The organism is Thioclava sp. 'Guangxiensis', from assembly GCF_045348365.1.
GTDB lineage: Bacteria > Pseudomonadota > Alphaproteobacteria > Rhodobacterales > Rhodobacteraceae > Thioclava > Thioclava kandeliae.
Genome location: NZ_CP155822.1, coordinates 1,945,606 through 1,970,356 on the forward strand (window position 1 = coordinate 1,945,606; position 24,751 = coordinate 1,970,356).

The 24,751-nt window shown below is 63.0% G+C and carries 24 protein-coding genes; 17 read left to right on the forward strand and 7 right to left on the reverse strand.

The genetic code is table 11. The features are described from left to right. Positions 1-65: 65 nt before the first annotated feature. Positions 66-1,673, reverse strand: a complete 1,608-nt coding sequence (locus ABEB22_RS09680) for a peptide chain release factor 3 (protein WP_339113105.1) — start codon at positions 1,671-1,673, stop codon at positions 66-68. A 120-nt stretch (positions 1,674-1,793) separates the two neighbouring features. On the opposite strand from ABEB22_RS09680, the gene ABEB22_RS09685 reads away from it, so the two are divergent. Beyond that, on the forward strand, positions 1,794-2,048 hold the full coding sequence (locus ABEB22_RS09685; RefSeq protein ID WP_406870170.1) for a Rho termination factor N-terminal domain-containing protein: 255 nt from the start codon (positions 1,794-1,796) through the stop codon (positions 2,046-2,048). Positions 2,049-2,060: 12 nt separating this feature from the next. On the opposite strand, the gene ABEB22_RS09690 is transcribed toward ABEB22_RS09685, so the two are convergent. After that, positions 2,061-3,056 carry a Hint domain-containing protein gene (locus ABEB22_RS09690; RefSeq protein ID WP_406870171.1) on the reverse strand — a complete coding sequence of 332 codons (996 nt, stop codon included), beginning with the start codon at positions 3,054-3,056 and terminating at the stop codon, positions 2,061-2,063. Between the two features lie 146 nt (positions 3,057-3,202). Here ABEB22_RS09690 and ABEB22_RS09695 point away from each other — a divergent pair, with 146 nt between their 5' ends. Together ABEB22_RS09695 and ABEB22_RS09700 are read left to right on the forward strand one after the other, a co-directional pair. Continuing rightward, the gene (locus tag ABEB22_RS09695) at positions 3,203-3,982 is read left to right on the forward strand and encodes an SDR family oxidoreductase (RefSeq protein WP_406870172.1); all 780 of its coding nucleotides are present in this window, start codon (positions 3,203-3,205) and stop codon (positions 3,980-3,982) included. A 103-nt stretch (positions 3,983-4,085) separates the two neighbouring features. Continuing rightward, positions 4,086-5,192 (forward strand): ABC transporter ATP-binding protein, encoded by a 1,107-nt coding sequence (locus ABEB22_RS09700; protein WP_406870173.1) that lies wholly within the window; start codon positions 4,086-4,088, stop codon positions 5,190-5,192. A gap of 10 nt (positions 5,193-5,202) precedes the next feature. Here the strand turns inward: ABEB22_RS09700 and ABEB22_RS09705 are convergent, their stop codons facing one another. Genes ABEB22_RS09705 through ccmI form a run of 3 tightly spaced genes read right to left on the reverse strand, consistent with a single transcriptional unit; the run spans position 5,203 to position 7,374 of the window. Continuing rightward, entirely contained in the window at positions 5,203-5,382 is a 180-nt protein-coding gene (locus ABEB22_RS09705) for a DUF1289 domain-containing protein (RefSeq protein ID WP_339113100.1), read from the reverse strand. A gap of 1 nt (position 5,383) precedes the next feature. Then, positions 5,384-5,854: a Holliday junction resolvase RuvX gene (gene ruvX, locus ABEB22_RS09710; RefSeq protein WP_339113099.1), complete on the reverse strand. Its 471-nt coding sequence runs from the start codon at positions 5,852-5,854 to the stop codon at positions 5,384-5,386. After that, positions 5,851-7,374: a c-type cytochrome biogenesis protein CcmI gene (ccmI, locus tag ABEB22_RS09715; protein WP_406870174.1), complete on the reverse strand. Its 1,524-nt coding sequence runs from the start codon at positions 7,372-7,374 to the stop codon at positions 5,851-5,853. Before ccmI ends, ruvX begins: the two co-directional genes overlap by 4 nt. A gap of 300 nt (positions 7,375-7,674) precedes the next feature. Between ccmI and ABEB22_RS09720 the strand changes: the two genes are divergently transcribed. From ABEB22_RS09720 to ABEB22_RS09745, 6 genes are all read left to right on the forward strand, one after another. Continuing rightward, a complete protein-coding gene (locus tag ABEB22_RS09720; protein ID WP_406870175.1) occupies positions 7,675-8,922 on the forward strand; it encodes a sarcosine oxidase subunit beta family protein in 1,248 nt (415 codons plus the stop codon). 124 nt (positions 8,923-9,046) lie between these two features. Further along, positions 9,047-9,208: a DUF1071 domain-containing protein gene (locus ABEB22_RS09725; RefSeq protein ID WP_339106941.1), complete on the forward strand. Its 162-nt coding sequence runs from the start codon at positions 9,047-9,049 to the stop codon at positions 9,206-9,208. 45 nt (positions 9,209-9,253) lie between these two features. Continuing rightward, complete coding sequence (locus ABEB22_RS09730; protein ID WP_339113096.1) at positions 9,254-9,580, forward strand: sarcosine oxidase subunit delta; 327 nt, start codon at positions 9,254-9,256, stop codon at positions 9,578-9,580. After that, on the forward strand, positions 9,577-12,528 hold the full coding sequence (locus tag ABEB22_RS09735; protein WP_406870176.1) for a sarcosine oxidase subunit alpha family protein: 2,952 nt from the start codon (positions 9,577-9,579) through the stop codon (positions 12,526-12,528). Before ABEB22_RS09730 ends, ABEB22_RS09735 begins: the two co-directional genes overlap by 4 nt. A gap of 4 nt (positions 12,529-12,532) precedes the next feature. Next, positions 12,533-13,081, forward strand: a complete 549-nt coding sequence (locus tag ABEB22_RS09740; RefSeq protein ID WP_339113094.1) for a sarcosine oxidase subunit gamma family protein — start codon at positions 12,533-12,535, stop codon at positions 13,079-13,081. 153 nt (positions 13,082-13,234) lie between these two features. Further along, positions 13,235-13,720: a cytochrome b gene (locus ABEB22_RS09745; protein ID WP_406870177.1), complete on the forward strand. Its 486-nt coding sequence runs from the start codon at positions 13,235-13,237 to the stop codon at positions 13,718-13,720. Between the two features lie 161 nt (positions 13,721-13,881). Here the strand turns inward: ABEB22_RS09745 and ABEB22_RS09750 are convergent, their stop codons facing one another. Further along, positions 13,882-14,433, reverse strand: a complete 552-nt coding sequence (locus tag ABEB22_RS09750) for an NAD(P)H-dependent oxidoreductase (protein WP_350936878.1) — start codon at positions 14,431-14,433, stop codon at positions 13,882-13,884. Positions 14,434-14,702: 269 nt separating this feature from the next. Between ABEB22_RS09750 and ABEB22_RS09755 the strand changes: the two genes are divergently transcribed. From ABEB22_RS09755 to rarD, 3 genes are all read left to right on the forward strand, one after another. Continuing rightward, positions 14,703-15,302, forward strand: coding sequence for a superoxide dismutase (locus ABEB22_RS09755; protein WP_339113091.1), 600 nt, complete (start codon positions 14,703-14,705; stop codon positions 15,300-15,302). Between the two features lie 151 nt (positions 15,303-15,453). Further along, a complete protein-coding gene (locus tag ABEB22_RS09760; protein WP_406870178.1) occupies positions 15,454-15,921 on the forward strand; it encodes a host attachment protein in 468 nt (155 codons plus the stop codon). Positions 15,922-16,078: 157 nt separating this feature from the next. Then, positions 16,079-16,984: an EamA family transporter RarD gene (gene rarD, locus ABEB22_RS09765; RefSeq protein WP_406870179.1), complete on the forward strand. Its 906-nt coding sequence runs from the start codon at positions 16,079-16,081 to the stop codon at positions 16,982-16,984. A 9-nt stretch (positions 16,985-16,993) separates the two neighbouring features. On the opposite strand, the gene ABEB22_RS09770 is transcribed toward rarD, so the two are convergent. After that, positions 16,994-17,554 carry a TIGR00730 family Rossman fold protein gene (locus ABEB22_RS09770; protein WP_406870180.1) on the reverse strand — a complete coding sequence of 187 codons (561 nt, stop codon included), beginning with the start codon at positions 17,552-17,554 and terminating at the stop codon, positions 16,994-16,996. 142 nt (positions 17,555-17,696) lie between these two features. Between ABEB22_RS09770 and ABEB22_RS09775 the strand changes: the two genes are divergently transcribed. The 5 genes from ABEB22_RS09775 to der all read left to right on the forward strand — a co-directional run bounded on the left by ABEB22_RS09775 (position 17,697) and on the right by der (position 24,582). Further along, positions 17,697-18,833 (forward strand): LysM peptidoglycan-binding domain-containing protein, encoded by a 1,137-nt coding sequence (locus ABEB22_RS09775; protein ID WP_406870181.1) that lies wholly within the window; start codon positions 17,697-17,699, stop codon positions 18,831-18,833. Positions 18,834-18,929: 96 nt separating this feature from the next. Continuing rightward, positions 18,930-20,771, forward strand: a complete 1,842-nt coding sequence (locus tag ABEB22_RS09780) for an ABCB family ABC transporter ATP-binding protein/permease (RefSeq protein ID WP_406870182.1) — start codon at positions 18,930-18,932, stop codon at positions 20,769-20,771. Positions 20,772-20,899: 128 nt separating this feature from the next. Further along, positions 20,900-21,544 carry a tetratricopeptide repeat protein gene (locus ABEB22_RS09785; protein ID WP_339113085.1) on the forward strand — a complete coding sequence of 215 codons (645 nt, stop codon included), beginning with the start codon at positions 20,900-20,902 and terminating at the stop codon, positions 21,542-21,544. A 63-nt stretch (positions 21,545-21,607) separates the two neighbouring features. Then, complete coding sequence (locus ABEB22_RS09790; RefSeq protein WP_339113084.1) at positions 21,608-22,918, forward strand: PQQ-binding-like beta-propeller repeat protein; 1,311 nt, start codon at positions 21,608-21,610, stop codon at positions 22,916-22,918. 149 nt (positions 22,919-23,067) lie between these two features. Beyond that, positions 23,068-24,582: a ribosome biogenesis GTPase Der gene (der, locus tag ABEB22_RS09795; protein WP_339113083.1), complete on the forward strand. Its 1,515-nt coding sequence runs from the start codon at positions 23,068-23,070 to the stop codon at positions 24,580-24,582. Positions 24,583-24,751 lie beyond the last annotated feature (169 nt).

Below are 24,751 nucleotides of genomic sequence, written 5' to 3' on the forward strand. Positions count from 1 at the left end.
TCGGGCCGACCGTCGGGGGAGGGGCAAGATAACGCAAACGCCCCCGCTGAACGGGGGCGGGCGCGTTATTGCATCAGCTCTTTGGTCGCCGAAAGCGTGACATCGGGATAGTCGCGCACAACGCGGTCGATGTCCCATTGCAGGCGGGTCAGGAAGACCGGATCGCCGTCATTATCGGTGGCCATATGCTGCTTGTTGGCATTGACCAGCTTCTCTGTCGCCTCTTCCTTGCCCAAGACCCAGCGGGCCGAGGTGAATTGCGAGGGCTCGAACCGCACCGGAATGCCGTATTCCAGCTCGATCCGGCTTGCCAGAACCTCGAATTGCAGCGCGCCCACGACGCCCACGATGAAGCCCGAGCCGATCATCGGCTTGAAGACCTTGGCGGCGCCTTCCTCGGCAAACTGCATCAGTGCTTTTTCCAGATGCTTGCCCTTCATCGGGTCGGTCGCCCGCACCGATTGCAGGAGTTCCGGCGCAAAGGAGGGGATGCCGGTGATATGCAGCATCTCGCCCTCGGTCAGCGCATCGCCGATGCGCAGCTGGCCGTGGTTGGGGATGCCGATGATATCGCCACCCCAGGCCTCCTCGGCCAGTTCGCGGTCGGCGGCGAGGAAGAGCACGGGGTTCGAGATCGCCATCGGCTTTTTCGAGCGTACATGGGTCAGTTTCATGCCGCGTTCGAAATGCCCCGAGATCAGCCGCACGAAGGCCACGCGGTCGCGGTGCTTGGGGTCCATATTAGCCTGCACCTTGAACACGAAGCCCTGCACCTTCTTCTCGTCGGGCGCGATCTGGCGTTCGGCGGCATTGGCGAATTGCGGCTCGGGGCCGTAATTGCCGATCCCGTCCATCAGTTCCTTCACGCCGAAGCTGTTGATGGCCGAGCCGAACCAGATCGGGGTCATATGGCCCTCGAGGAAGGACTGGCGGTCGAAGGCCGGCAGCAGCTCGCGCGCCATCTCGATCTCCTCACGCAGCTTGGCCAGCAGATCTGTGGGAATATGGTCGGCCAGTTTCGGGTCGTCGAGCCCGTCCAGCTTGATGGATTCCGCCACCTTGTTCCGGTCCGCTCGGTCCATCAGCTCGAGACGGTCATTGAGCATATCGTAGGCGCCAAGGAAATCGCGGCCAACACCGATCGGCCAGGAGGCCGGTGCCACATCGATGGCGAGGTTTTCCTGGATCTCGTCGATGATCTCGAAGACCTCGCGGGATTCGCGGTCCATCTTGTTACAGAAGGTCAGGATCGGCAGGTCGCGCAACCGGCAGACCTCGAAGAGCTTCTGGGTCTGGCTCTCCACGCCTTTGGCCCCGTCGATCACCATGATCGCCGCATCCACCGCCGTCAGGGTCCGGTAGGTGTCTTCCGAGAAATCCGAGTGGCCGGGAGTATCGACCAGATTATAACGGAAGTTCTTGTAATCGAAGGACATTGCCGATGCCGAGACCGAGATGCCGCGATCTTTTTCCATCTGCATGAAGTCCGAGCGCGTCCGGCGTGCCTCGCCCTTGGCGCGGACCTGTCCGGCCATCTGGATGGCGCCGCCGAAAAGCAGGAACTTTTCGGTGAGTGTGGTCTTACCAGCGTCGGGGTGCGAGATGATCGCGAAGGTCCGGCGGCGGGCGATTTCGGGCGGGAGTGCGGGACGGTTGCTCATGATGCGCCTCATACAATGGCGCGGCACCTATGGCAATTGTGAAGCGCAGGGTCGGGGCAGGGTATGAGGGCCCTCATCCGCAGCGGGAACCGGAGGGGCCCGATGACGGTTTTGTCCCCAAAGGAGGACATCATGGCCAATCCCAGTCTGAAGGACGAAGATCTCTACCAGACCCTGCGCGAGGAGGGAATGTCGAAGGAAAAGGCGGCGCGTATCTCGAATGCGAAGGCCAACCCGGACATGCACCCGTCGCAAAAAGGTGGCAAAGCCCCGCCCTATGAGGACTGGACCAAAGCCGACCTCTACGCCCGTGCGCAGGAGATCGGCATCGATGGCCGCTCGAAAATGTCGAAACCGGAGCTGATCGACGCGCTGCGCACCCATTAGGGGCGCCACATCTCAGCTCTTCTTGCGGCTGAACAGCTTGTCGCGCCCGACCTTCTCAAGGAGATCGCGCCCCGCCTCCGTGCCGAAATGCGGCTTATGCGCCAGATCGGGCAGGCGCGCGCGGATATCGGCGGTCAGCTGGTCGGGCATCTGCGAGAGGCTTGCCTTGGTCACCATCAGGCTCTCGATCGGAATTCCTTCGGCATAGATGATCTCGTGCCGGTCGAAAATCAGCGCGTAGTAATCGACATAACCGCCCTCGCGCCGCCAGACATGCTCGTCATCGACGAGGTGTTTGGCCTGCACCAGTAGTTCGGCGGTCGTGCCGATGCGGGCTTGGCCACGGCGATAGAGAAACAGCCGATGATGCGGACTGACCACCAGATCGCCTTCGTTGCCCAGCGTCCCGCGCGAGATCACGACGGGGGCGAAGCTGCCAAAGGCACGCATGGTGGATTTGGTCACAAGGCGCAGGGGCTGCGGGCCGTTGTCGCGGGTCAGGATGCGATCACCGGTTTTCAGCGCCTCGATCGGACGCTGCGCGCCGCCCGCGATGGTAATCATGGTGCCTGCGGTAAAGGCCACGCAGATCAGATCGGTCAGCCGCGCCGAGCCGGCATCCTCATGTGCCTCCAGCAGCGTATAATCGACCCGCGCGGCAATCGGCGACATGGGCAGCGCGTAAAGCGTATTATCCGCGCGATTGATCAGAAGCAGGATATCGACGCTATCGCCTTCGGGGGCCATCAGCACATGGCGCGAGACCAGTTCGAGCGCGTCGCCTTCTTGCCCGACCTCGGAGCCCGAGGCGATCAGTTGCGCGTCACCCTCGATCTCGACCATCAGTTTCATCGGCACGGCCTCGCGGTCGAGTTGGTAGATATCGCCCGGCACACAATATTCGGCCAGATCCAGCCCGTCGCCCTGATTGGCACCGGCTGTCACCCAGAAAAGGCTGGCATCGAAGACGTGAACGGTTTGGGTCGTTTGCAATGTCGCTTGGCTCATGGAATGGCAGTATCTTGGCTTTGGGCCTTGATGTTAACCTATATTCCCTGACGATGACTTAAGAAAGGCGTGACTGTGTCAATCCTGGGCTTGCGGCGGGGACTGCAGGTGATAGCTGTTGGAGGATTTGATGACAGGAGGGGCCGATGGATCTGGGAATTCGGGATAAAAAGGCAATCGTATGTGCAGGCTCCAAGGGGCTCGGGCGCGGCTGTGCCGAGGCGCTGGCGGAGGCGGGCGTCGAGATCGTGCTGAATGCGCGATCAGCGGATGTGCTCGAGGCGACGGCGCGGGAGATCGCCGGAAAATATGGCGTGAAGGTCACTCCGGTTGCGGCCGATATCACGACCGAAGATGGCCGCAAAGCGGTTCTGGCGGCCGGCGAGGGGGCCGATATCCTTGTCAATAACGCGGGCGGCCCGCCCCCCGGCCTCTGGTCGGACTGGAACCGCGACGATTTCATCAAGGCGCTCGATGCCAATATGCTGGCGCCGATCGCGATGATGCAGGCGGTTCTGCCGACCATGATCGATCGCGGCTGGGGCCGGATCGTGAACATCACCTCGCAATCGGTTAAGGCGCCCATCGCGCAGCTGGGCCTGTCGAATTCGGCGCGTTCGGGGCTGACGGGTTTTGTGGCGGGAACCTCGCGGCAGGTGGCAGGCTATGGCGTCACGATCAACAACATGCTGCCCGGTATCCACGCGACCGACCGCGCGATCTCGCTCGATAGCGGCGTGATGAAGGCCGAGGGCATCAGCATGGAGGAGGCACAGGCGCGCCGTGCCAGGACCATTCCGGCAGGGCGCTACGGCACCTCGACCGAGTTCGGTTCGATGTGCGCGTTCCTGTGCTCGCAGCATGCGGGCTTCATCGTGGGCCAGAATATCTCGCTCGATGGCGGGGCGGCCAATATCTCGGTGTGATCGCGTCGGGGCAGGGCGGTCGCCTTGCCCCGTTCGCAATATTGGCAAAGCTTGAGCTTTTCTCTATGGATTGCCTCACGATGTGCCACGCGACAGGACCGAGATGACTGCAACCGCCCCGACCCCGCGCCTCGACGTGACCCCGCGCCTCGAAGTGCAGGGGCTTTTCCGTTCGTTCGAAGGGCGGGAGGTGGTGCGCGATGTGTCCTTCTCCATTCAGGCGGGGCAGGTGACCTGCCTGCTGGGTCCGTCAGGCTGTGGCAAATCCACGACGCTGCGGATGATCGCCGGCGTTGATATGCAAGATCGCGGCAAGATCTTTGTCGATGGCCAGCTGATCTGCGATACCGTGTTCCGCGTGCCGCCGGAGCGCCGCGCCATCGGGTTGATGTTTCAGGATTTCGCGCTGTTCCCGCATCTGTCGGTGGCCGATAACGTGGCCTTCGGGCTCTCCGGCCCTGCGCGCGAGAAACGGGCACGGGTCGAGGATCTTCTGGCGCGCGTCCATCTGGCCCATCATATCGACCATTTTCCGCACGAGCTGTCGGGGGGCGAGCAGCAGCGTGTGGCACTGGCCCGTGCGCTTGCGCCGCGTCCGCGTATCCTGTTGATGGACGAGCCTTTCTCGGGGCTCGACGAACGGCTGCGCGACGATATCCGCGACGAGACGCTCTCGCTTCTGAAGGAGGAAGGCACCGCCGTTCTGCTGGTCACCCACGAGCCGCAGGAGGCCATGCGCATGGCCGACGAGATCCTTCTGATGCGCGGCGGGCGGATCGTGCAGGGCGGGGCGCCCTATAACCTTTATAATGCGCCGGTGGATCGGGCGGCGGCGGCGTTCTTCTCGGATATCAATGTGATCCGCGCCCGTGTGCAGGGCGCGCTGACCCGCACCGCCTTTGGCGAGTTTCTGGCCCCCGGTCGGGCCGACGGGTCCGAGGTGGACATCGTGATCCGCCCGCAGCATCTGAAGATCGATTTCGACCGTGCCGGCCACGGGCCACTGCCCACGCCGCAGGATGGCACGGCCGCGCGCGGCGTGGTGGAGCGTGCCCGGTTCATGGGGCGCGAGAGCCTTGTGGAGTTCCGGATGGATTATGACGGCTCGGTGCTCAAGGCCACCGTGCCCAATGTCTTCCTGCCCAAAGCGGGCACGCCGATGTGGCTGATGATCCGCCGCGACCGCTGTTTCGTCTATCCGGTCGGTTGATCGCGGAGCCCTAGTTACGGGCCGCTTCCTTGCGGCGGCGCGGCAGGTCCTTGAGGATCTTCTGGCGTTCCATATGCGACATGGTTCCCCAGCGCGCGATCTCGTCGATCTTGCGGTGACAGTCGAGGCAGGTCTGGCTCGGCTGGTCGAAGCTGCAGATATTGCGGCAGGGGCTCTTGATGCGCGCCATATCAGCCCCGCAGATTGGCCAGCCGGTCGAGCGCGCCCTGCAGGATGAAACTCGCCGCCACATTGTCGATCCGCTCGGCGCGTTTGGCGCGCGAGAGATCTGCCTCCAGCATGGCGCGTTCGGCGGCCACGGTAGACAGGCGTTCGTCCCAATAGCCGATGGGCAGTTCGCACATGCGGGCGATATTGCGGGCAAAGGCGCGCGTCGATTGCGCGCGCGGGCCTTCGGAGCCGTCCATATTGCGCGGCAGGCCGAGGATGATGGCGCAGGTCTCGCGCTCGGCCACGATCTTGAACAGCGCCTCGGCATCGGCGGTGAACTTGGTGCGCTTGATCGTCAGGATCGGGCTTGCGACCGAGCGCAGCATATCGGAGCCCGCGACCCCGATGGTCTTGGTGCCCAGATCGAGCCCGAGGATCGACCCCATACGGGGGAGGGCTGCTGCGAATTCGGCGATATCTTCGTGGATCATTGGTCGAGCCCGAGCTCCTTGGCGGTGGCGGTCACCTCCTCTAGCGCGGATTGATCCGCGGCCAAAGCGGTTTGTGCCTTGGCCAGAAGATCGTGCGCACGGTCTTTCTGGTTGAGGGTCATCAGGGCGCGCAGGGCGCGGGTCCATTCGGCGGCCGAGCCGCCATCGATTTCCAGCCGCGAGACCAGCCCGTCGACCATGCCCTGAATCATCTGCTGGCGATCCTGCGCCGACAGGCTCTCGGCGTTTTTCACATCCTCTGCCGAGGGACCGGGCAGATCGGCGGTGACATCTGCTGGCCATGTGCCCTTGGCGGCCTGATCCAGGAGCTTTAGCGCCTCGGGGGCCTTGGCGAAGGTGCCACGCGCCTCCGAGAGGATCGCGGTGACCTGATCATCGCGCCCCAGAAGCCGCAGCCCCGCCAGCAGCGTCGCCCAATCCTCGGCGCTACCGCCCTGATTGGCCATGCGGGCCTGAAGCGCATCCACCTTGTCGCCAATCGCGCCCGCGCGTTGGGCCTGCGGCAGTTTCTGGGCGGCGACCAGATCGCTCAGGCTCGGGCCGTCGCGGCCTAATTCGGGCGGCTGGTAATCGGGCTGGCCTGCGAGCCACGCGATGGTAGGCATATTGGCGAGCATCGGTTTCACCCAGTCATCCGAGGCCTTGCTATCGGTCAGAAGCGCATCCCAGATGCGGAAGGTCCGGTCGGGGCGGCCGTTCTGGGCCATCATCAGCCCGATATAATACCGCGCCCGCCCGTTGGTCTTGTCAAGCTGCACGGCCTGACCGAAGGCGGCCTCGGCCTCGGGGGTCACCAGACCACCCGCCGCGATCACCATATACTCGCCCAGATCGGCCTGATCATCGGCTGTGACCTTGTCGCCCAGCACCTTGATCAGCTGTTGCTGAGCCGCGACACCATCGGCGAAATTGCCCATCGTGATCTCGTTGCGCGCCAGAAGACGCAGGCCCTGCGGATCATCGGGGCGGTCCTTCACGGCCTGACGCAGCTTGTCCATAAGGGCTGCGAATTGCGCATCGACCTGAGGCTTCTTGAAGGTCTTGGCAAAATCGGCCTCGGCCTGATCCTGATGGGGGCGGCCCAGATAGCTCTCGTCGGCCAGTGCCAGACGGGTGCCGATAGGCTGGTCGGCATAACCGTCGTCGCCCAGATAGGCATAAAGCGCCACGGCCCCGCCCAGACAGCCCAGAATCACCACGCTCGCCGCGATCCGCGCCGTTTTCGGGGAGCGCGGCGGTGCGGCGGCTGCGCGGGCTGCGCGATCGGCCTCGAGGAGCTTGCGCGAGATCTCGATCCGCGCGCGTTCGGCATCGTCTTCGGAGAGGGTGCCACGGGCGCGGTCACGATCGACCTCGCTCAGCTGATCGCGATAGACGCGCATATCCGCGCTCTCGGTGATGTCGTTTTCATCCCCTTCCATGCGCAGGCGCCAGAGCGCCGACAGAAAGACCAACGCCACGAGCAGCAAGACAATTGCGACAACAATCCAGAACAGCATAACCCAATCCCCTTCATTCCTGTCTCCCTTAGGGAAAATCACGGAGTGAAGGAAGCCTTATAGCGCTGATGGCGGGAACGAGACCGTGATCCGCAGCCCTTCCGGAGCGGGTCTGCGACTGCGGTATTCGCACGGCGAATGCCTGCCATGTGTCGCGAAATCGCGTCATTTTAAACGCGTGTCGCATTTAGACGAAAAATGCCGCGACTGGCGGGGTTTCCTCGGGCGCTCGGGTCCATCAAAAAGGAGAAGGCGGGCGGTGACCCGTGTTGGACGATTTCAGGACAGGAGAGCCGGGGCATGCGGAAATATTCCATCTTTGCCGTTGCGCGCGAGGCGATGCGCTATCACGCCGGATGGGAAAAAGCCTGGCGCAGCCCAGAGCCCAAGCGCAAATACAAGGTCATCGTGATCGGCGCGGGCGGACATGGTCTGGCGACCGCCTATTACCTGGGCAAGGTCCATGGCATCAAGGATGTCGCGATCATCGAGAAAGGCTGGCTCGGCGGCGGCAACACGGGCCGTAACACCACGATCATCCGCTCGAACTACCTGCAGGACCCTTCGGCCGGCATCTTCGACAAGGCGCTCCAGCTCTACGAGGGCCTGAGCCAGGACCTCAACTACAATATCATGTTCTCGCCGCGCGGCCTTCTGATGCTGGCGCAATCCGAGCACGAGATGCGCGGCTACAAGCGCACCGTCTATGCCAACCAGCTGCAGGGCATCGAGACCAAGTGGATCGGGCGCGAAGAGGTCAAGAGCCTCGTGCCGATTCTCAATATCGACGGGCCGCGCTATCCGGTGCTGGGCGCGCTCTATCAGGAGCGCGGCGGCACCGCGCGCCACGATGCGGTCGCATGGGGTCTGGCACGGGCCTGCTCGAATATGGGCATGGATATCATCCAGAAATGCGAAGTCACCGGCATCCGCACCGAAAATGGCGAGGTGCGCGGCATCGACACCACCAAGGGCGCGATTGACTGCGAGAAGCTGTCGATTGTCACCGCAGGGCATGCGGGCACCGTGGCCAATATGGCGGGCTTCCGTCTGCCGCTCGAATCGGTGGCGCTGCAGGCTTGGGTGTCTGAACCGATCAAACCCTGTATCGACGTTGTCGTGATGGCGAACCTCGTGCACTGCTATATCAGCCAGTCCGACAAGGGCGAGCTGGTTCTGGGCGGTGGCATCGATCACCCCAACAACTATTCGCAGCGCGGCTCGTGGTATACCATCGAGGAAACCGTGCGCTCGCTTGTCGAGACCTATCCGATCATCTCGCGCCTCAAGATGCTGCGCCAATGGGGCGGGATCGTGGATATTACGGGTGACCACTCGCCGATCTTGTCGAAAACGCCGGTCAAGAACATCTTCGTCAATTGCGGCTGGGGCACGGGTGGCTTCAAGGCCATTCCGGGGTCGGGCTGGGCGATGGCCGAGCTGATCGCCAAGGGCGAGCCGGGACCGCTGGCCAAGGGCTTCGGCCTCGACCGCTTCACCGAAGGCCGTTTCGTGGACGAATCCGTGGCCGCAGGGGTGGCACACTGATGGGCACGGTGTCGGTCTGGGCAGGGCATCTGCCCGCCACGGCAGAAAAAGATATTTGCGGGCGGAACCATTCCGCTCACGGCTCTGTTACGCCTCTGAACATGCTTCAGAAGGAATACGACACATGTCCGAAGGTAACGGTAGCGGCAACACCAAGAGCTTCCTCATCGGGGCGCTCATCGTCATCGTCGCGGGCCTTGGCTGGTATATCTGGTCGGGCGGCGATGTCCCGCAAAAGGATGAGCCCGAGATCCAGATCGATCTGCCGGGTGACAACAACAACTAACGGGCGCAGCACCCAGGCGCGCCCCCGTCTTCAGGGAGCGCGCATATGCTGATCCTTCAATGCCCCTGCTGTGGCATCAAAGCCGAGGAAACCGAACTGCATTATGGCGGCGAGGCGCATCTGACGCGCTTCGGGCCGGGCTCCAGCGATGCCGAGTTCGAGAACTATCTCTTCACGCGCAAGAACCCCAAGGGCGTCCATTTCGAACGCTGGCGCCATTCCGCAGGCTGCGGCAAGTGGTTTTTGGCGGCGCGCTGCACCGTGACGCTGGAAGTCTTTGCGACCTATTCGGCCCAGACCAAAGAGCCGCCGCAAGACGTCATCGACGCCATCCGCGCCAAACGCCCCGACTTCGAAGGTTACAGCAAATGAGCACCCGTCTGTCCAAAGGCGGTCGCCTGATCGACCGCGCGAAATCCCTGACCTTCACCTTCAACGGCCGTCCGATGCGCGGCTATGCGGGCGATACGCTGGCCTCGGCCATTCTCGGTAATGGCCAGACGCTGCTCGGCCGCTCGTTCAAATATCACCGTCCCCGCGGCCTCGTGGGCTCCGGTGCCGAAGAGCCCAACGCGCTTGTGGGTCTGGGCCGCAATGCCCGTTTCGAGCCCGACCAGCGCACCACCACCACGCTCCTCTTCGATCAGGCCGAGGTGAAGACCCAGAACCACTGGCCGAGCCTCGAGATCGATGTGGGCATCATCAACGACAAGCTCTACAAGTTCTTCCCCGCAGGCTTCTACTACAAGACCTTCATGGGTCCGAAAGCCGCATGGAAGCATCTCTACGAGCCGATCATCCGCCGTGCGGCGGGTCTGGGCGATGCGCCCAAAGAGGCCGATGTCGACCGCTACGAACAGATCTATGCCTATTGCGACGTGCTGGTTGCGGGCGGTGGCGTGGCCGGTATCGCGGCGGCGCTGAAGGCTGCGGGCGAGGGCAAGCGCGTCTGGCTGGTCGAACAGACCGCCGCCTGGGGCGGTCGTGCGCCGGTCGATGGCGGCCTGATCGAGGGCATGGAGCCGCAGGCCTGGATCGATGCCTCCATCGCCAAGCTGGAAGCGATGGACAATGTCACCCTGCGCACCCGCTTCATGATTTCGGGGCTCTATAACCACGGTTACGCTCTGGGCTATGATACCGCGGGCGATAGCGAGCCGGGCTCCGGCAAGCCGCGTCACCGGTTGTGGCGGATGCGCGTGGGCAAGGTCGTGACCGCGACCGGCGCGATCGAGCGCCCGCTGTCCTTTGCCTGCAACGATGTGCCGGGCGTGATGCTGGCCTCCGCGGTGCGCGACTATGTCGTGAACTGGGCCGTAAGCCCGGGCGACCGCACCGTTGTGGTCACCAATAACGACGATGCCTACCGCACCGCCAAGGTGCTTCTGGATGCGGGCCTTTCGGTGCCTGCGATCGTGGATGCCCGCCCTGCGGCAACCGGCGCATTGGCGGCGGAGCTGAAGGCGCGCGGCGTGCGTATCCTCGAGGGCCGTGGCATCACCAAGGTGCTCGGCTCGAAAGCCGTGACCGGCGTCGAGATCTGCGCCCAGAACGGCGAGGGTGGCGTTATCGAGACCATCGCCTGTGACTGTGTCGCCATGTCAGGCGGCTGGTCGCCGGTCGTACACCTGTGGTCGCATGTGGGGGGCAAGCTGAACTGGGACGAGGCGCAGGCGATGTTCGTGCCGAACCTCGCGGCGCCGCCGCTCAGCCATGATGGCGCGGCGCTCTGCGAGCCGGTCGGTGCGGCCAATGGCAAGCTGTCGCTCGCGGATATCGGCACCGAGGCGGGCGTTGATATGCAATGCGAACCCGAGGCACCGATGATGGCGGTCTGGCAGATGCCTGCGGGGGCGCCCGAGGCACTCAAATTCAAGTCCTTCCTCGATTTCCAGAATGATGTGAAGGTCTCGGACGTGCAGCTGGCCGCGCGTGAGGGCTATGAATCGGTCGAACATACCAAGCGCTATACCACGCTCGGCATGGCCACCGATCAGGGCAAACTCTCCAATATCAACGGTCTGGCGGTTCTGTCGGATGCGCTGGGTCAGGCGATCCCTGCCACCGGCACCACCACTTTCCGTCCGCCCTATACACCGATCTCCTTCGGTGTGGTGACGGCAGAAGCCCGCGGCGATCTGTTCCAGCCGCTGCGCCGCACGCCCATTCAGGACTGGCACGAGAAGATGGGGGCGCATTGGGAACCGGTCGGCCAGTGGCGCCGCCCCTATACCTATGCCAAAGCGGGCGAGACTCACCGCCAGTCGGTCAACCGCGAGATCCTGAATACCCGCGAGAATGTGGGGATGCTCGATGCCTCGACGCTGGGCAAGATCTTGGTCAAAGGGCCGGATGCGGGGAAATTCCTCGATATGCTCTACACCAACATGATGTCCACGCTGAAGGTCGGCAAATGCCGCTATGGCCTGATGTGTAACGAGAACGGCTTCCTGATGGATGACGGTGTGGTGGCGCGCCTGTCGGAGGACACCTTCCTCGTGCACACTACCTCGGGCGGTGTGGCGCATATCCACGACTGGATGGAAGACTGGCTGCAATGCGAGTGGTGGGACTGGAAGGTCTATACCGCCAACGTGACCGAGAACTACGCCCAGATCGCCGTGGTCGGGCCCAAAGCCCGCAAGCTTCTGGAGAAACTCGGCGGCATGGATGTGTCCAAAGAGACGCTGCCCTTCATGGAATGGAAAGAGGGCGAGCTGGGCGGTATTCCGGTGCGCATCTTCCGTATCTCCTTCTCGGGCGAGTTGTCCTACGAGATCGCTGCCCCTGCCAATATGGGTCTGGCGCTTTGGGAGAAGCTCTATGAAGCCGGTCAGGAATTCGGCGTGATGCCCTATGGCACCGAGGCGCTGCACGTCATGCGCGCCGAGAAGGGCTTCATCATGATCGGCGACGAGACTGATGGCACCGTGATCCCGCAGGATCTGGGTCTGCATTGGGCGATCTCCAAGAAGAAGGACGATTTCCTCGGCAAACGCGCCCATGCCCGTAAGGCCATGGCCAGCCCCGATCGCTGGCGTCTGGTGGGGCTCGAGACGCTGGACGGCTCGGTTCTGCCTGATGGCGTCTATGCACCCGCGCCCGGCAATAACGATATGGGCCAGCGCAACACCCAAGGCCGCGTGACCTCGACCTATTACTCGCCGACCCTCAAGAAGGGCATCGCGATGGCGCTTGTCCATCGTGGTCCCGAGCGGATGGGCGAGGAGATCGAGTTCCAGAACGAAACCGGTCTCGTGAAATGTCGGATCGTCGATCCGGTGTTCTTCGACAAAGAAGGAGCAAAACAGGATGTCTGAGGCAATGACCGCTGTAAGTGCGCTGAATGGCAAGACGGTGTCCGGTTTCTGCACCGTGGCGGAAGGGGGCCTGCAGGGGATGATCACCCTGCGCGCCGATTTCGGGTCAAAAGCACTTGCCGATGCGCTGGAGTGGCTGGGTCTGTCGCTGCCCGAGCCGCGCAAGGTGATCTCGAAGGGCGCGAAATCGGTGCTGTGGATGAGCCCCGACGAGCTTCTGATCCTCGTGCCCTACGCCGATGCCGTCTCTGTGGCGCAGGCGATGGAGACCGCGCTCAAGGGCGAGCATTTCCTCGTGGCCAATGTCTCCGAGGCGCGCTCGATCTTTACCGTCACGGGGCCGCTGGCCGCTCAGGTGGTGATGAAGATCTCGCCCATCGATTTCGCGATGATGGCAAAGGACGAGGTGCGCCGCACCCGCACTGCCCAGACGGCGGCGGCGGTCTGGTGGTCGGGCGAGGAGCAGCTCTCGCTCGTCTGCTTCCGCTCCTACGCCACCTATCTGATGGGCTTGCTGGAAGTCAGCGCGCGCAAGGGTGGCGAACTTTTCTGAAATCCGTTCCGATGACGGAAGAAAACGCGCCGGGGGGCCTTCCCGGCGCGTTTTGCGTTTCCGGTTCTACCGTAAGCCTCCTGTAAGCCTCGGGTTGCAGTCTGCGATGGTTGCGGAAGATCGCTCCGCGTCTGTCGAAGGGAAAAGGCTGTGATGGCACGAAGAACGGGATATTCAGGGATCCAGATCCTGCTGCATTGGGCTGTGGCGGTGTTGGTGGTGTTCAACTGGTTCTATAGCGAGGGCATGGGACGTGCGGTCGATAACCGCCTTGACGGCAGCACGGGCCCGCTCGAGCTCAACCCGCAGATCCATGTCTGGGTGGGCGTCGCCGTTCTGGTGCTGGTCGTGGTGCGTTTTGGTCTGCGCAAGGCCCGCGGGGTTCCTGACGTTCCGGGGCAGGGGCTTTTGCATGTGGCGGGCGTCTGGGGGCATCGCCTTCTGTATGTCCTGCTCTTTGCCGTGCCGCTTCTTGGGATGGCCATGTGGTTTGCGGGGATCGATGCGGCGGGCGATATCCACAAGCTCTGCGCCGACGCTCTGCTGATCCTTGCGGGGGCGCATGCCGCGATGGGGCTTTTCCACCACTATGTCCTGAAGGACGGTCTCATGGCGCGGATGATGCGGCCCGAGAGCTGAGCCACCACACGCAAACAGGAAGGGCGCCCCGCGGGGCGCCCTTTTTCTGTCTTGCCAACGCGATCGGGCCAACGCGATCGGGCCAACGCGATCGGGCCAACGCGATCGGGCCAACGCGATCGGGCCAACGCGATCGGGCCAACGCGATCGGGCCAACGCGATCAGGCCAGCTTTTTGATCCAGGCATCGAAGGCTTTCATGATCGTCCCCATGAAGTCTTTCGTGCCGTCATTGGTCATGTTCCCCGCCTCGTCGAACAGCGTATGGATGCCGCCGATATAGGCTTCGGGCTGTTGCAGCACCGGCATATCGAGGAAGACGAGCGACTGGCGCAGATGGTGGTTGGCGCCGAATCCCGCGATGCCGCCCATCGAGCCCGAGACCACAAGCGCCGGTTTGCCGGCCCAGACGCTCTCGCCATAGGGGCGCGAGCCCACATCGAGCGCGTTCTTGATCGAGGCCGGAACCGAGCGGTTATATTCGGGCGTCACGAACATCACGGCATCGGCGGATTTGATGTCGCCGCGCAGGCGGGTCCATGCGGCGGGCACATCGCCCTCGTCCAGATCGGGGTTGTAGAGCGGCAGATCGCCGAGTTCGACAAAGGCGAACTCGTAGCCTTCGGGGGCCTGCTCCACCAGCGTCTGCGCGATCATCCGGTTGAAAGAGCCTTTGCGCAAAGACCCGACAAGAATAGCAATTTTCTTAGACATCTCGATCTCCAGTTGTCGGGCATCAGGCCCGTTTGATCCAAAGCTAGGCCTGGGCCCATCTTCCGGCAATCTTCCATTTCGGGACAGAAACTGTGCAGGGTTGCACCACGGTAGGCAAACCTTTCAAACTGATGCGCAATGCCCTGAAATAGTTGAGGGAAACACTGCAATAAGCCCCTGATCGCCGGATGACCCCCCTTGACCTCCTCGGTTAGCGGGCTTCTATTGAGCGCGAAGACATTCACTATCTGTCAAGAAGGGGTTTACCCATGGCTTTCGAACTTCCCGCACTTCCCTATGCTCATGACGCACTTGCCGATCTGGGCATGTCGAAGGAGACGATGGAATATCACCATGATATCCACCACAAAGCTTATGTCGATAACGGCAACAAGCTGATCGCTGGCACCGAATGGGAAGGCAAATCGGTCGAAGAGATCATCAAGGGCACCTATAACGCGTCGGCTGTCGCGCAAAACGGTATCTTCAACAACGCCTCGCAGCACTGGAACCACACCCAGTTCTGGGAAATGATGGGCCCGACCGGCAAATCCATGCCTTCCGAGCTGGAAAAAGCGATCACCGAGTCCTTCGGGTCGGTCGACAAGTTCAAGGAAGAGTTCGCAGCCGCTGGCGCAGGCCAGTTCGGTTCGGGCTGGGCGTGGCTCGTGAAAGACACCGATGGCGCGCTGAAGGTGACCAAGACCGAGAATGGCGTCAACCCGCTCTGCTTCGGCCAGACCGCACTTCTAGGCTGCGACGTGTGGGAACATTCCTACTACATCGATTTCCGCAACAAGCGTCCGGCCTATCTGTCGAACTTCCTCGACAAGCTGGTCAACTGGGAAAACGTTGCCTCGCGCCTGTAATCGCGAGCGGCAGGTTTTCGGGAAAGGCGTCCTTCGGGGCGCCTTTTCTTTTGCGGCACGGGTTCCCACTCAGCCGTGAACGCGCGTGTCGGAACGGCCCGCCACTGCGCGCGTTTTCCTCTCACCGAATATGGAGAGAAGGAGGCCCCTCATGGCCAAGTTTGACACCAAGAAACTCGAGACCGGAACATGGGTGGTGATCGCCGATGGCGAGAAGGCGCTGTTTCTGGAGAACATCACCGATTCCAAAGACCCCAATCTCGAGGTCCGAGAGGTAAAGACGCAGGACAACCCGCCCGACAGTGCACAAGGCACCGACCGACCGGGGCGGATGGCAGATAACGGGCCGGGCCAGAAATCCGCCTTTGACGAGACCGACTGGCACCAGCTTGCCAAGGACCGTTTCGCCGAGGATCTGGCCGAGCAACTCTACAAGCTCGCCCATAAAGGCGCCTTCAAGCGCCTCGTGATCGCCGCCAGCCCCAAGGTGCTGGGTGTATTGAGGCCTGCGCTGCATAAGGAGGTCACCGACAAGCTGGTGGCCGAGATCCCCAAAACCTATACCAACGCTCCGCGCGACCAGATCGAACGCTGGCTTTGCGCCGATCTCGCGGCCTGAGCGCGGCCTATCCACTGGTTGACCTGACGCCGTCCCTCGAGGGGCGGCGTTGTTTATTGGCGTCCGGTATCAAGCAGGCTTATCATCATGGGTTGTCAATGACGGGCGAAAAGCGCAAGAGCCGGTCCTAGGAACGCGAGTGATAGTGGAGCGGGAAATGATGAGCGAGGCAGGAAAAGGTGTGATCGCGATGGTCGTCTGCTGCACGATGTGGGGCCTGTCGGGGCTCTTTTTTGCCGTGCTGCGCGAGGTGCCGGTGATCGAGGTTCTGGCGCATCGCACGCTCTGGTCGGCGATCCTGTTCCTGATTATCCTCGCCCTGACGGGACGGCTGGCGGCGCTGCGCGAGGCGCTGCGTCCGCGCTCTTTGATGATTATCGCCCTGGCCGCGATCTTTATCAGCGGCAACTGGTTCACCTATGTCTGGGCGATCCAGCATAATCACGCGGTAGAGGCCAGCTTCGGCTATTATATCTTCCCGCTCCTGTCCGTGCTTCTGGGGGTGCTCGTATTGCGCGAGAGGCTAGGGCGGTTGCAGCTGGCCGCGATCGCGCTGGTCACGCTGGCGGTGCTCTATATGGGCATTGCCGAGGGACATGCGCCGGTGATCCCGCTGGTGATCGCGGTGACATTCGGGCTTTACGGGCTGATAAAGAAGCAACTTCGCACCGAGCCTCTGGTCACCGTGACGGTCGAGGTGCTGGTGCTGGCGCCCATTTCAGCAGTCTATCTGCTGGGGCTGGAACTGGGCTGGTGCGGACCCGCCCATTCGGGCCATTTCGGGCGCGATGCGACCGAGACGGCGTTTTTGCTCCTGTCTGCGGGCATGACCGCCGTGCCGCTGATGCTGTTTTCCTACGCCGCCCAACGCCTGCGGCTGGCGACGGTCGGGCTGATGCAATATCTCAACCCCAGTCTGCAGCTTTTCGTTGCGGTGCTGGTGCTACAGGACCCGCTCTCGCAGGTGCAGATGGTGGTGCTGCCTCTGATCTGGGTGGCGCTGGCGCTCTATTCGGTGGCAGGGTTCAGGGCAGGGGCGCGCAAATCCGCGCCCGCGCCCTGAGGGCCGGGATCAGGCGTCGAATGTTCCGGCCAGTGCGGCTTCCAGCTCGGGCACGGTATCGGCCCAGATCAGGAACTCGCCAATGCTCGGATCGGCAAACCCCTCGTTGATGAACTGATCAATCAGGGCGCGCAGGGGCTCCCAGTAGCCGTCGGTATTGAGGATCAGGATCGGCTTGCCATGCAGCCCGATCTGGCGCCAAGTGAGCACCTCGAAGATCTCGTCGAGCGACCCAGCCCCCCCCGGCAGGAGCACGATCGCATCCGAGTTCATGAACATGACCTTTTTGCGCTCGTGCATGGTCTCGGTGACGATATAGGTGGTCAGATCGCGCTTTCCGACCTCGCGCGAGAAGAGATGCTCGGGGATCACGCCGAAGGTGGCACCGCCTACCTCTTGGGCCGCGCGCGCCACCGTGCCCATCAACCCCACATCACCCGCGCCATAGACCAGTCGCCAGCCGCGCTTGGCCAGCATCTCGCCTGTCTTGGTGGCCGCCTCCGCATAGCTTTCCTTCGCGCCAAGACGCGATCCACAGAAGACGCAGACGGAGATTTGGGGCTGGGTCATGGGGTCTCTTTCCTTTTTTCACGGAATATCAGCGTCTTTGAGCGTAAATTGCCCGTAATAACGTGTTGTATGGTCATACGCGCGCCGCTAGGCTCTCGCAAGGGAAGAGCGCGGGGTGCGGGTCCCGAGGAGTTCGCATGCCATGAGTAACATTTCCACGACACGGACCGTTATCGGCGCAGGCGTTGCCGCTGTGGCCGTTCTTCTGGTGCTGCTGGGGACGCAGCGTTCCGTCGATCCGGTGCAGGAGAGCGGAGCGAGCCCCGAGCCCGCCAAAGAGGTCCGGGCGGTGGATGGGGTGACACAGGCGGCCTCTTCGCAGGATATGCCCGCACCGCAGACCCCCGAAATGTCGGAGGACCCCGATATGGGCCGGTTCGACAATCTCCATGTCGCCTCTGACGGGGCAGTGACGCTGGCCGGTCGGGCCGCCCCCGATGCGAGGGTCGAGATTCTGGTCGATGGCGAGGTCATGGCCGAAGCCCGGAGCGATGCCGATGGAGCCTTTGCCACCCAGTTCGATGTGGTGCCCTCCGGCGAGCCACAATCGGTGGGCCTGCGGATAACGCCGGCAGGACAGGCGCCGGTGGAGAGCCCCGAGAGTCTGCAGATCGCGCCCTTGGAACCGCAGGCGCTTGCGTCAGCGACATCCGATGCCACGATGCCTGCGAACATCGCCCAGCCCGCATCCTCCGTGGCATCCGCTCCGGAGGCGGATATGGCCGCCGCGCCGGTAAGCGCGGTCACCGAGCCGCCGCGCTCCATCGTGACCGACGCGACCAGTGCCCGCGTGCTGGGTCCGGCGCTCGACCATCTGGCAATCGATACGCTCTCCTATGATCCACAGGGCGAGGTGGTGATCGCGGGGCGAGGTCTGGCCGAGGATGCCCAGCTCGTCATCTATCTCGATAACAAACAGGTGGCGCTCTCGACGCCTGCCGCGCGTGACAAGACGGGCTGGCAACTGAGCCTGCCCGATATCGCGCCCGGCACCTATCAGCTGCGCGTCGATGCGGTGGATGCGGATGGCAAGGTCGTCTCGCGCGCCGAGACCCCCTTCCTGCGCGAGACGCCCGAAAGCCTCGCCAATGCGGTGGCAGACAGATCGGGAGAGGGCACCAGGATCCTGACCGTCCAGCCCGGCAATACGCTCTGGGCGATTGCGCGCGAGACCTATGGCGACGGGTTCCTCTATGTGCGGGTGTTCGACGCCAATCGCGACCAGATCCGCAATCCCGATCTGATCTATCCCGGACAGGTCTTCAACCTGCCGCGCTGAGCGGGCGATAGCGGGGTGTCTGACGCGGGGGTGCTTGGCAATGTGCGTGGCGTTCTTTAGGGTCGCGCTTCGCCATCCAGCCGAAAGACGCCAGATATGCCGCCCGATACCTCCCTGCCTTCCGATGCCGCCAGAGCCGACCGCAAGCGTGGGATGAAGCTGATCCGCTTCATCCTGCCCTATCTCTGGCCCTCGGATGCGGCATGGGTGAAGCGCACTGTGGTCTGGGCGATGCTTTTGCTGGTGGGGGCCAAGGCGGTGACGCTGGGTACGCCCTATCTTTACAAGCTAGCGGTTGATGCCCTGTCCGGCGATGCCCGCGATCCGGCACTTCTGCTGCCTCTGGGAGCGGTATCGCTGACCGTGGCCTATGGCGTGGCGCGGTTTCTCTCCTCGGGGGTGAACGAGCTGCGCAATGCCATCTTCGCGCCGGTCAGGATGCGCGCGCTGCAGGGGATGGCGATCCAGACCTTCCGCCATATGCATGCGATGTCGCTGCGCTTCCATATCGGGCGGCGCACAGGGGCGCTCTCGCGCATTATCGAGCGCGGGGTGAAGGCCATCGAGTTCGTGCTCTCGTTCCTTTTGTTCAACATCGTGCCGCTGATCATCGAGCTGGTCTTCGTGCTGGTGATTTTCGCGCTGGCCTTCGACTGGCGCTATGCGCTGGTGCTGTTGGTCACGATCGCCGCCTATGTGAGCTTCACGCTGAAAATCACCGAATGGCGGGTGCAGGTGCGCCGCGAGATGAATGCCGCCGATCAGGAGGCCAACCAGAAGGCCATCGACAGCCTGCTGAATTTCGAGACGGTGAAATATTTCAATGCCGACCGTTGGGAAACCGACCGCTATGACGTCTCGATGGATCAGTATGCGAAGGCCGCGATCCGCACCGACCGCTCGCTGGCCTTCCTCAATGCCGGTCAGGCGCTGATCATCTCGGCGGGGCTCTGCGCGGTGATGGTGATGGCGGCGATTGAAACCATGCGCGGCACCCTCAGCGTGGGGGATTTTGTGATGGTGCAGGCCTACATGATCCAGATCACCACACCGCTGAATTTCCTTGGATCCGTCTATCGCAATATCCGGCAGGGCCTGACCGATATGGGCGAGATGCATGATCTCCTGGAGCAGAAACCCGAGGTGCAGGACAAGGCAGGGGCCACGGATCTGCAGGGGCAAGGCGGGCGGATCTCCTTCCACGATGTGCACTTCCACTATAGCCCCGAACGCCCCATTCTGAAGGGGATTAGCCTTGATATCGCCGCAGGGCAGACTGTGGCGCTGGTCGGGCCGTCGGGGTCTGGAAAATCCACCATCGGGCGGTTGATGTTCCGGTTCTACGATGTGACGGGCGGGGCGATCACCATCGACGGGCAGGATCTGCGCGATGTGACGCAGGGATCGGTCCATGATGCGATCGGGGTCGTTCCGCAGGATACGGTGCTGTTCAACGACACGGTGGGTTACAACATTGCCTATGCGCGCCCGCAGGCCACGCGCGAGGAGGTCATTGCCGCCGCCAAGGCCGCCCGCATCCATGACTTCATCGAAAGCCTGCCCGAGGGCTATGACACGCAGGTGGGCGAGCGCGGGCTCAAACTCTCGGGCGGCGAGAAGCAGCGCGTGGGGATCGCCCGCACCATCCTGAAGAACCCGCCGATCCTGCTTCTCGACGAGGCGACCTCGGCGCTCGACACCCAGACCGAGCGCGATATTCAGGCCTCGCTGGCCGAGGCGGGGCAGGGGCGCACGGTGATCACCATCGCCCACCGCCTGTCGACTATCGTCGATGCGGATCAGATTGTCGTGATGGAGGCGGGACGCATCGTCGAGCAGGGCCGTCACGAGGCGCTGCTTGCCCAAGGGGGGCGCTATGCCCAGATGTGGGCGCGACAATCGGCGGAAATCGATCACGAAGACGGCCCGCAGGCCTGAGCGCGTGAGCAGCTGCCCTTGCCGCGACCTCCGGCTTGCGTATAAGTAGTGCCGGACAGATGCGGGCAGCGATGCCCGAGCGGCGGGAATCTTGCATTTCCGCAGACAAAGACGAAGGAGGCCCGCCTGTGAGCGAGACCGACAGCTTTATCGACGAAGTCACCGAAGAGGTGCGTCGCGACCGTCTTTACCGCGTGCTCAAGCGCTGGGGCTGGCTGGGCGTGGTTGCCGTGATCGCCATCGTAGGCGGGGCGGCATGGAACGAGATCCAGACCAGCAAGCATGATGCCGCAGCCGAGAGCTTTGGCGATAGCGTGATGGCCGCCGTGCAGGGCAAGGAGCCGCTGGCGGCGCTCAAGGGGATCGAAGCCGATGGCGCGCGCGCCGGCGTGCTGGATCTGATGGCAGGCTCGCAGGCTATCGATGACGGCAAGCGCGACGCGGCCGTGACCCATTTTCAGGCAGCCGCCGACAATCAGGCATTGCCTGCAAGCCTGCGCGATATGGCGCGGCTCAAGCTGATCCTTGCGCAGGGGGCAGACATGCCCGCTTCCGAGCGCGATGCGATGCTGGCCGATCTGGCCAAGCCCGGCGCGCCCTATTCGGAACTGGCACAGGAACAGCAGGTTCTGGTGCTGGTCGAGGCCGGCAAGACCGACGAGGCGATCAAGCGCGCGCAGGAGATGCTGCAGGAGGCCGGTCTGACCTCTGGCGTGCAACAGCGCCTGACACAGCTGATTACCGCCCTAGGTGGTGAGACGAAGCAGGGGTAAACCCCTCGCGCGGGCAGGTTGCCCGCGCCATTGCGATGTAACATTGACGGCAGGAGTAGCGCGGTGAAGCTTATTCACAAAATGGCGGCCCTTGGCATGATGCTGGCGGTATCCGCCTGCGAAAAGGAAGTGATCCTGCAGGGTGACAGGCTCGATCCGCGGGATGTGCTTTCCGATAGCGCGTCGGGCCCCGCGCCCGTAACCTCGACCGCGCTCAACCTGCCTGCCGTGACCTCCAATGCCGACTGGGCCCAGCGGGCGGGCAATGCTTCGCATCATGCACCCAATGCGGCGATCGGGCAGGGCACCACGCTTCTGTGGCAGGCCGGTATCGGTCAGGGCGATGCGAAACGCTACCGCATCACCGCCGATCCGGTGGTCTCGGGCGGACGGATCTTTACTCTTGACAGCCATACCGATGTAACAGCGACCTCGACCTCCGGCCAGACCCTCTGGCGCGCCAATCTGCTCCCCGCCAACGAGACCGCAGGCTCGGCCTCGGGCGGCGGTCTGGCGGCTGATGGCAATACGCTGTTTGTCACCACGGGCTATGGCGAACTGGTGGCCGTGGATGCGGCCTCGGGCACTATCCGCTGGCGGCAGGATTTCGGCGTCTCCCTTGGCGGCGCACCGACCGTTTCGGGCGGTCTCGTCTATGTCGTGGCGCGTGACGGCTCCGCCTGGGCCATTCGCGAGAGCGACGGCAAGGTCGAATGGCAGATGCAGGGGGGCGCCTCGCCCTCGGCGATGACCGGAGTCTCGGCCCCCGCAGTGGGCGGTAACACGGTCGTCTTCCCGTTCCCCTCGGGCGATCTGATGGCCACGCTGCCCAAAGGTGGCTTCGATATGTGGCAGGCGCGTGTGCCGGGCCGTCGTTTGGGCCGCGCTTTCGGATCGGTCGTCGACCTGACGGGCGATCCGGTCATCGCGGGCGATGTGGTTTATGCCGGCACCTCGGCTGGCCGGTCCGCAGCCTTCGATCTGGCGTCGGGCAAGCAGAAATGGGTCGCCAAGACGGGGGCGAACTCGCCGCTGGTCGTGGCCGGCGGTTCGGTCTTCCTCGTGTCCGACGAGGCCAAGCTCACGCGGCTCGATGCCGCCACGGGCGCCGAGATCTATTCGGTGCCGATGCCCTATTACATCAAGGAAAAAGCCAAGAAGCAGCAGGCGATCTATGTCCATTACGGGCCGGTTCTGGCGGGCAACAAGTTGTTTGTGGCGTCCTCGGACGAGCGTCTGCGGGTTTTCGATCCGGCAACGGGCAAGCTGATCTCGGAAGCACCACTTCCGGGGGGCGCGGCCTCGGCGCCGGTGGTGGCGGGCGGCACGCTCTATGTCGTCTCCCGCGACGGCAAGCTTCTGGCCTATCGCTAAGTCAAAAGGAAAGCCGGGCAAATGCCCGGTTTTCTTTTCCCCGCCGCAGTTTTCCTGTATGAGGATTTGACCCGCGCCCGCGTCCCGTGTAGGAGACGCGTTCGAATCTGCGTATCCCGCCCGGGGCTGCGCCGCCCAAGGAGGGCCTTATGAGCTTTACCCTCGCGATCGTCGGTCGCCCCAATGTCGGCAAGTCGACCCTGTTCAACCGTCTGGTCGGCAAGCGTCTGGCGCTTGTCGATGACACACCCGGCGTGACCCGTGACCTGCGCGAGGGCGATGCGCGCCTTGGCGACCTGCGGTTCATCGTGATCGACAGCGCCGGTCTGGAACTGGCCGAGGATGACAGCCTTCAGGGACGTATGCGCCGCCTGACTGAACGCGCCGTCGAGGAGGCCGATATCTGCCTCTTCGTCGTGGATGCGCGTGTAGGGGTGACCCCTGCCGACGAGATCTTTGCCGATATTCTGCGCCGCAAGAATGCCAATGTGATTCTGGCGGCCAACAAGGCCGAAGGCTCGGCGGGTGAGGCCGGTGCGCTCGAGGCTTGGAGCCTCGGTCTGGGCGAGCCCATGCAGATCTCTGCCGAACACGGTCTGGGCATGGACGAGCTCTATCACGTTCTGCGTCCGATGGCCGACGAGTTCGCCGCGCGCAACGTGGCTGCGATCCCCGAGACCGATGTGGTGATCGACGAGGAACTCGGTGAGGATGATATTCCCGCCTATATCCCGCCCTCTGCCGCCAAGCCCCTGCAGCTGGCCGTGATCGGCCGTCCGAATGCCGGTAAATCGACGCTGATCAACAAGATCCTCAACGAGGACCGCCTGCTGACCGGCCCCGAGGCGGGCATTACCCGCGATGCGATCTCGGTGAAGACCGATTATATGGGCACGCCCATGCGCATCTGGGACACGGCAGGTATGCGCAAGAAGGCGCGTGTGAACGAGAAGCTCGAGAAGCTCTCGGTTGCCGATGGCCTGCGCGCCGTGCGCTTTGCCGAGGTCGTGGTTGTTCTGCTGGATGTGAATATCCCCTTCGAGACGCAGGATCTGCGCATCGCGGATTTCGCGGAAACCGAAGGCCGTGCTGTTGTGGTCGCAGCGAACAAGTGGGACCTCGAGGATGACAAGCCCGCCAAGCTTCTGGAGCTCCGCGAGGCCTTCGAGCGCCTGCTGCCGCAGCTGAAAGGCGCGCCGCTGGTGACCGTCTCGGCCAAGACCGGCAAGGGGCTCGACCGTCTGCACGCCGCGATCCTGAAGGCGCATGAGGTCTGGAACCGCCGTGTGCCGACCGCCAAGCTGAACAACTGGCTCTCGGCCATGACCGAAGCGCACCCGCCACCCGCTCCGGGCGGTCGCCGTATCAAGCTGCGCTACATGACCCAGGCCAAGACCCGTCCGCCGGGATTTGTGGTAAAGGCAACCCATACCGACAAGATCCCCGAAGCCTATGGCCGGTATCTGGTCAACGGCCTGCGCGAGACCTTTGATATGGGCGGCACGCCGATCCGGATCTATTTCCGCGATCAGGGCAAGGAAAACCCCTATAAGGACAGAAAGAAGTCCATTCCCTCGCGGCTCAAGAAGCACGTGGACGCCAAGAAAAAGGCTACCCACAAAGCCAATGCTGCCGCAAAACGCGCCAGCAAATCGGAAGACTGATAGCAAACCCCGCGAAAGCGGGGTTTTGTTTATGCCTAACGCTGCGTCAATCGTGCCTAATCCATAGCCACACATAACGTAGCGTCAATTTATTACACGAATTTGGAACAACCTGTGCGCGATATAGAATGATCAGGGATACACCCAAGGAAGTAGATTTTCTTATTGG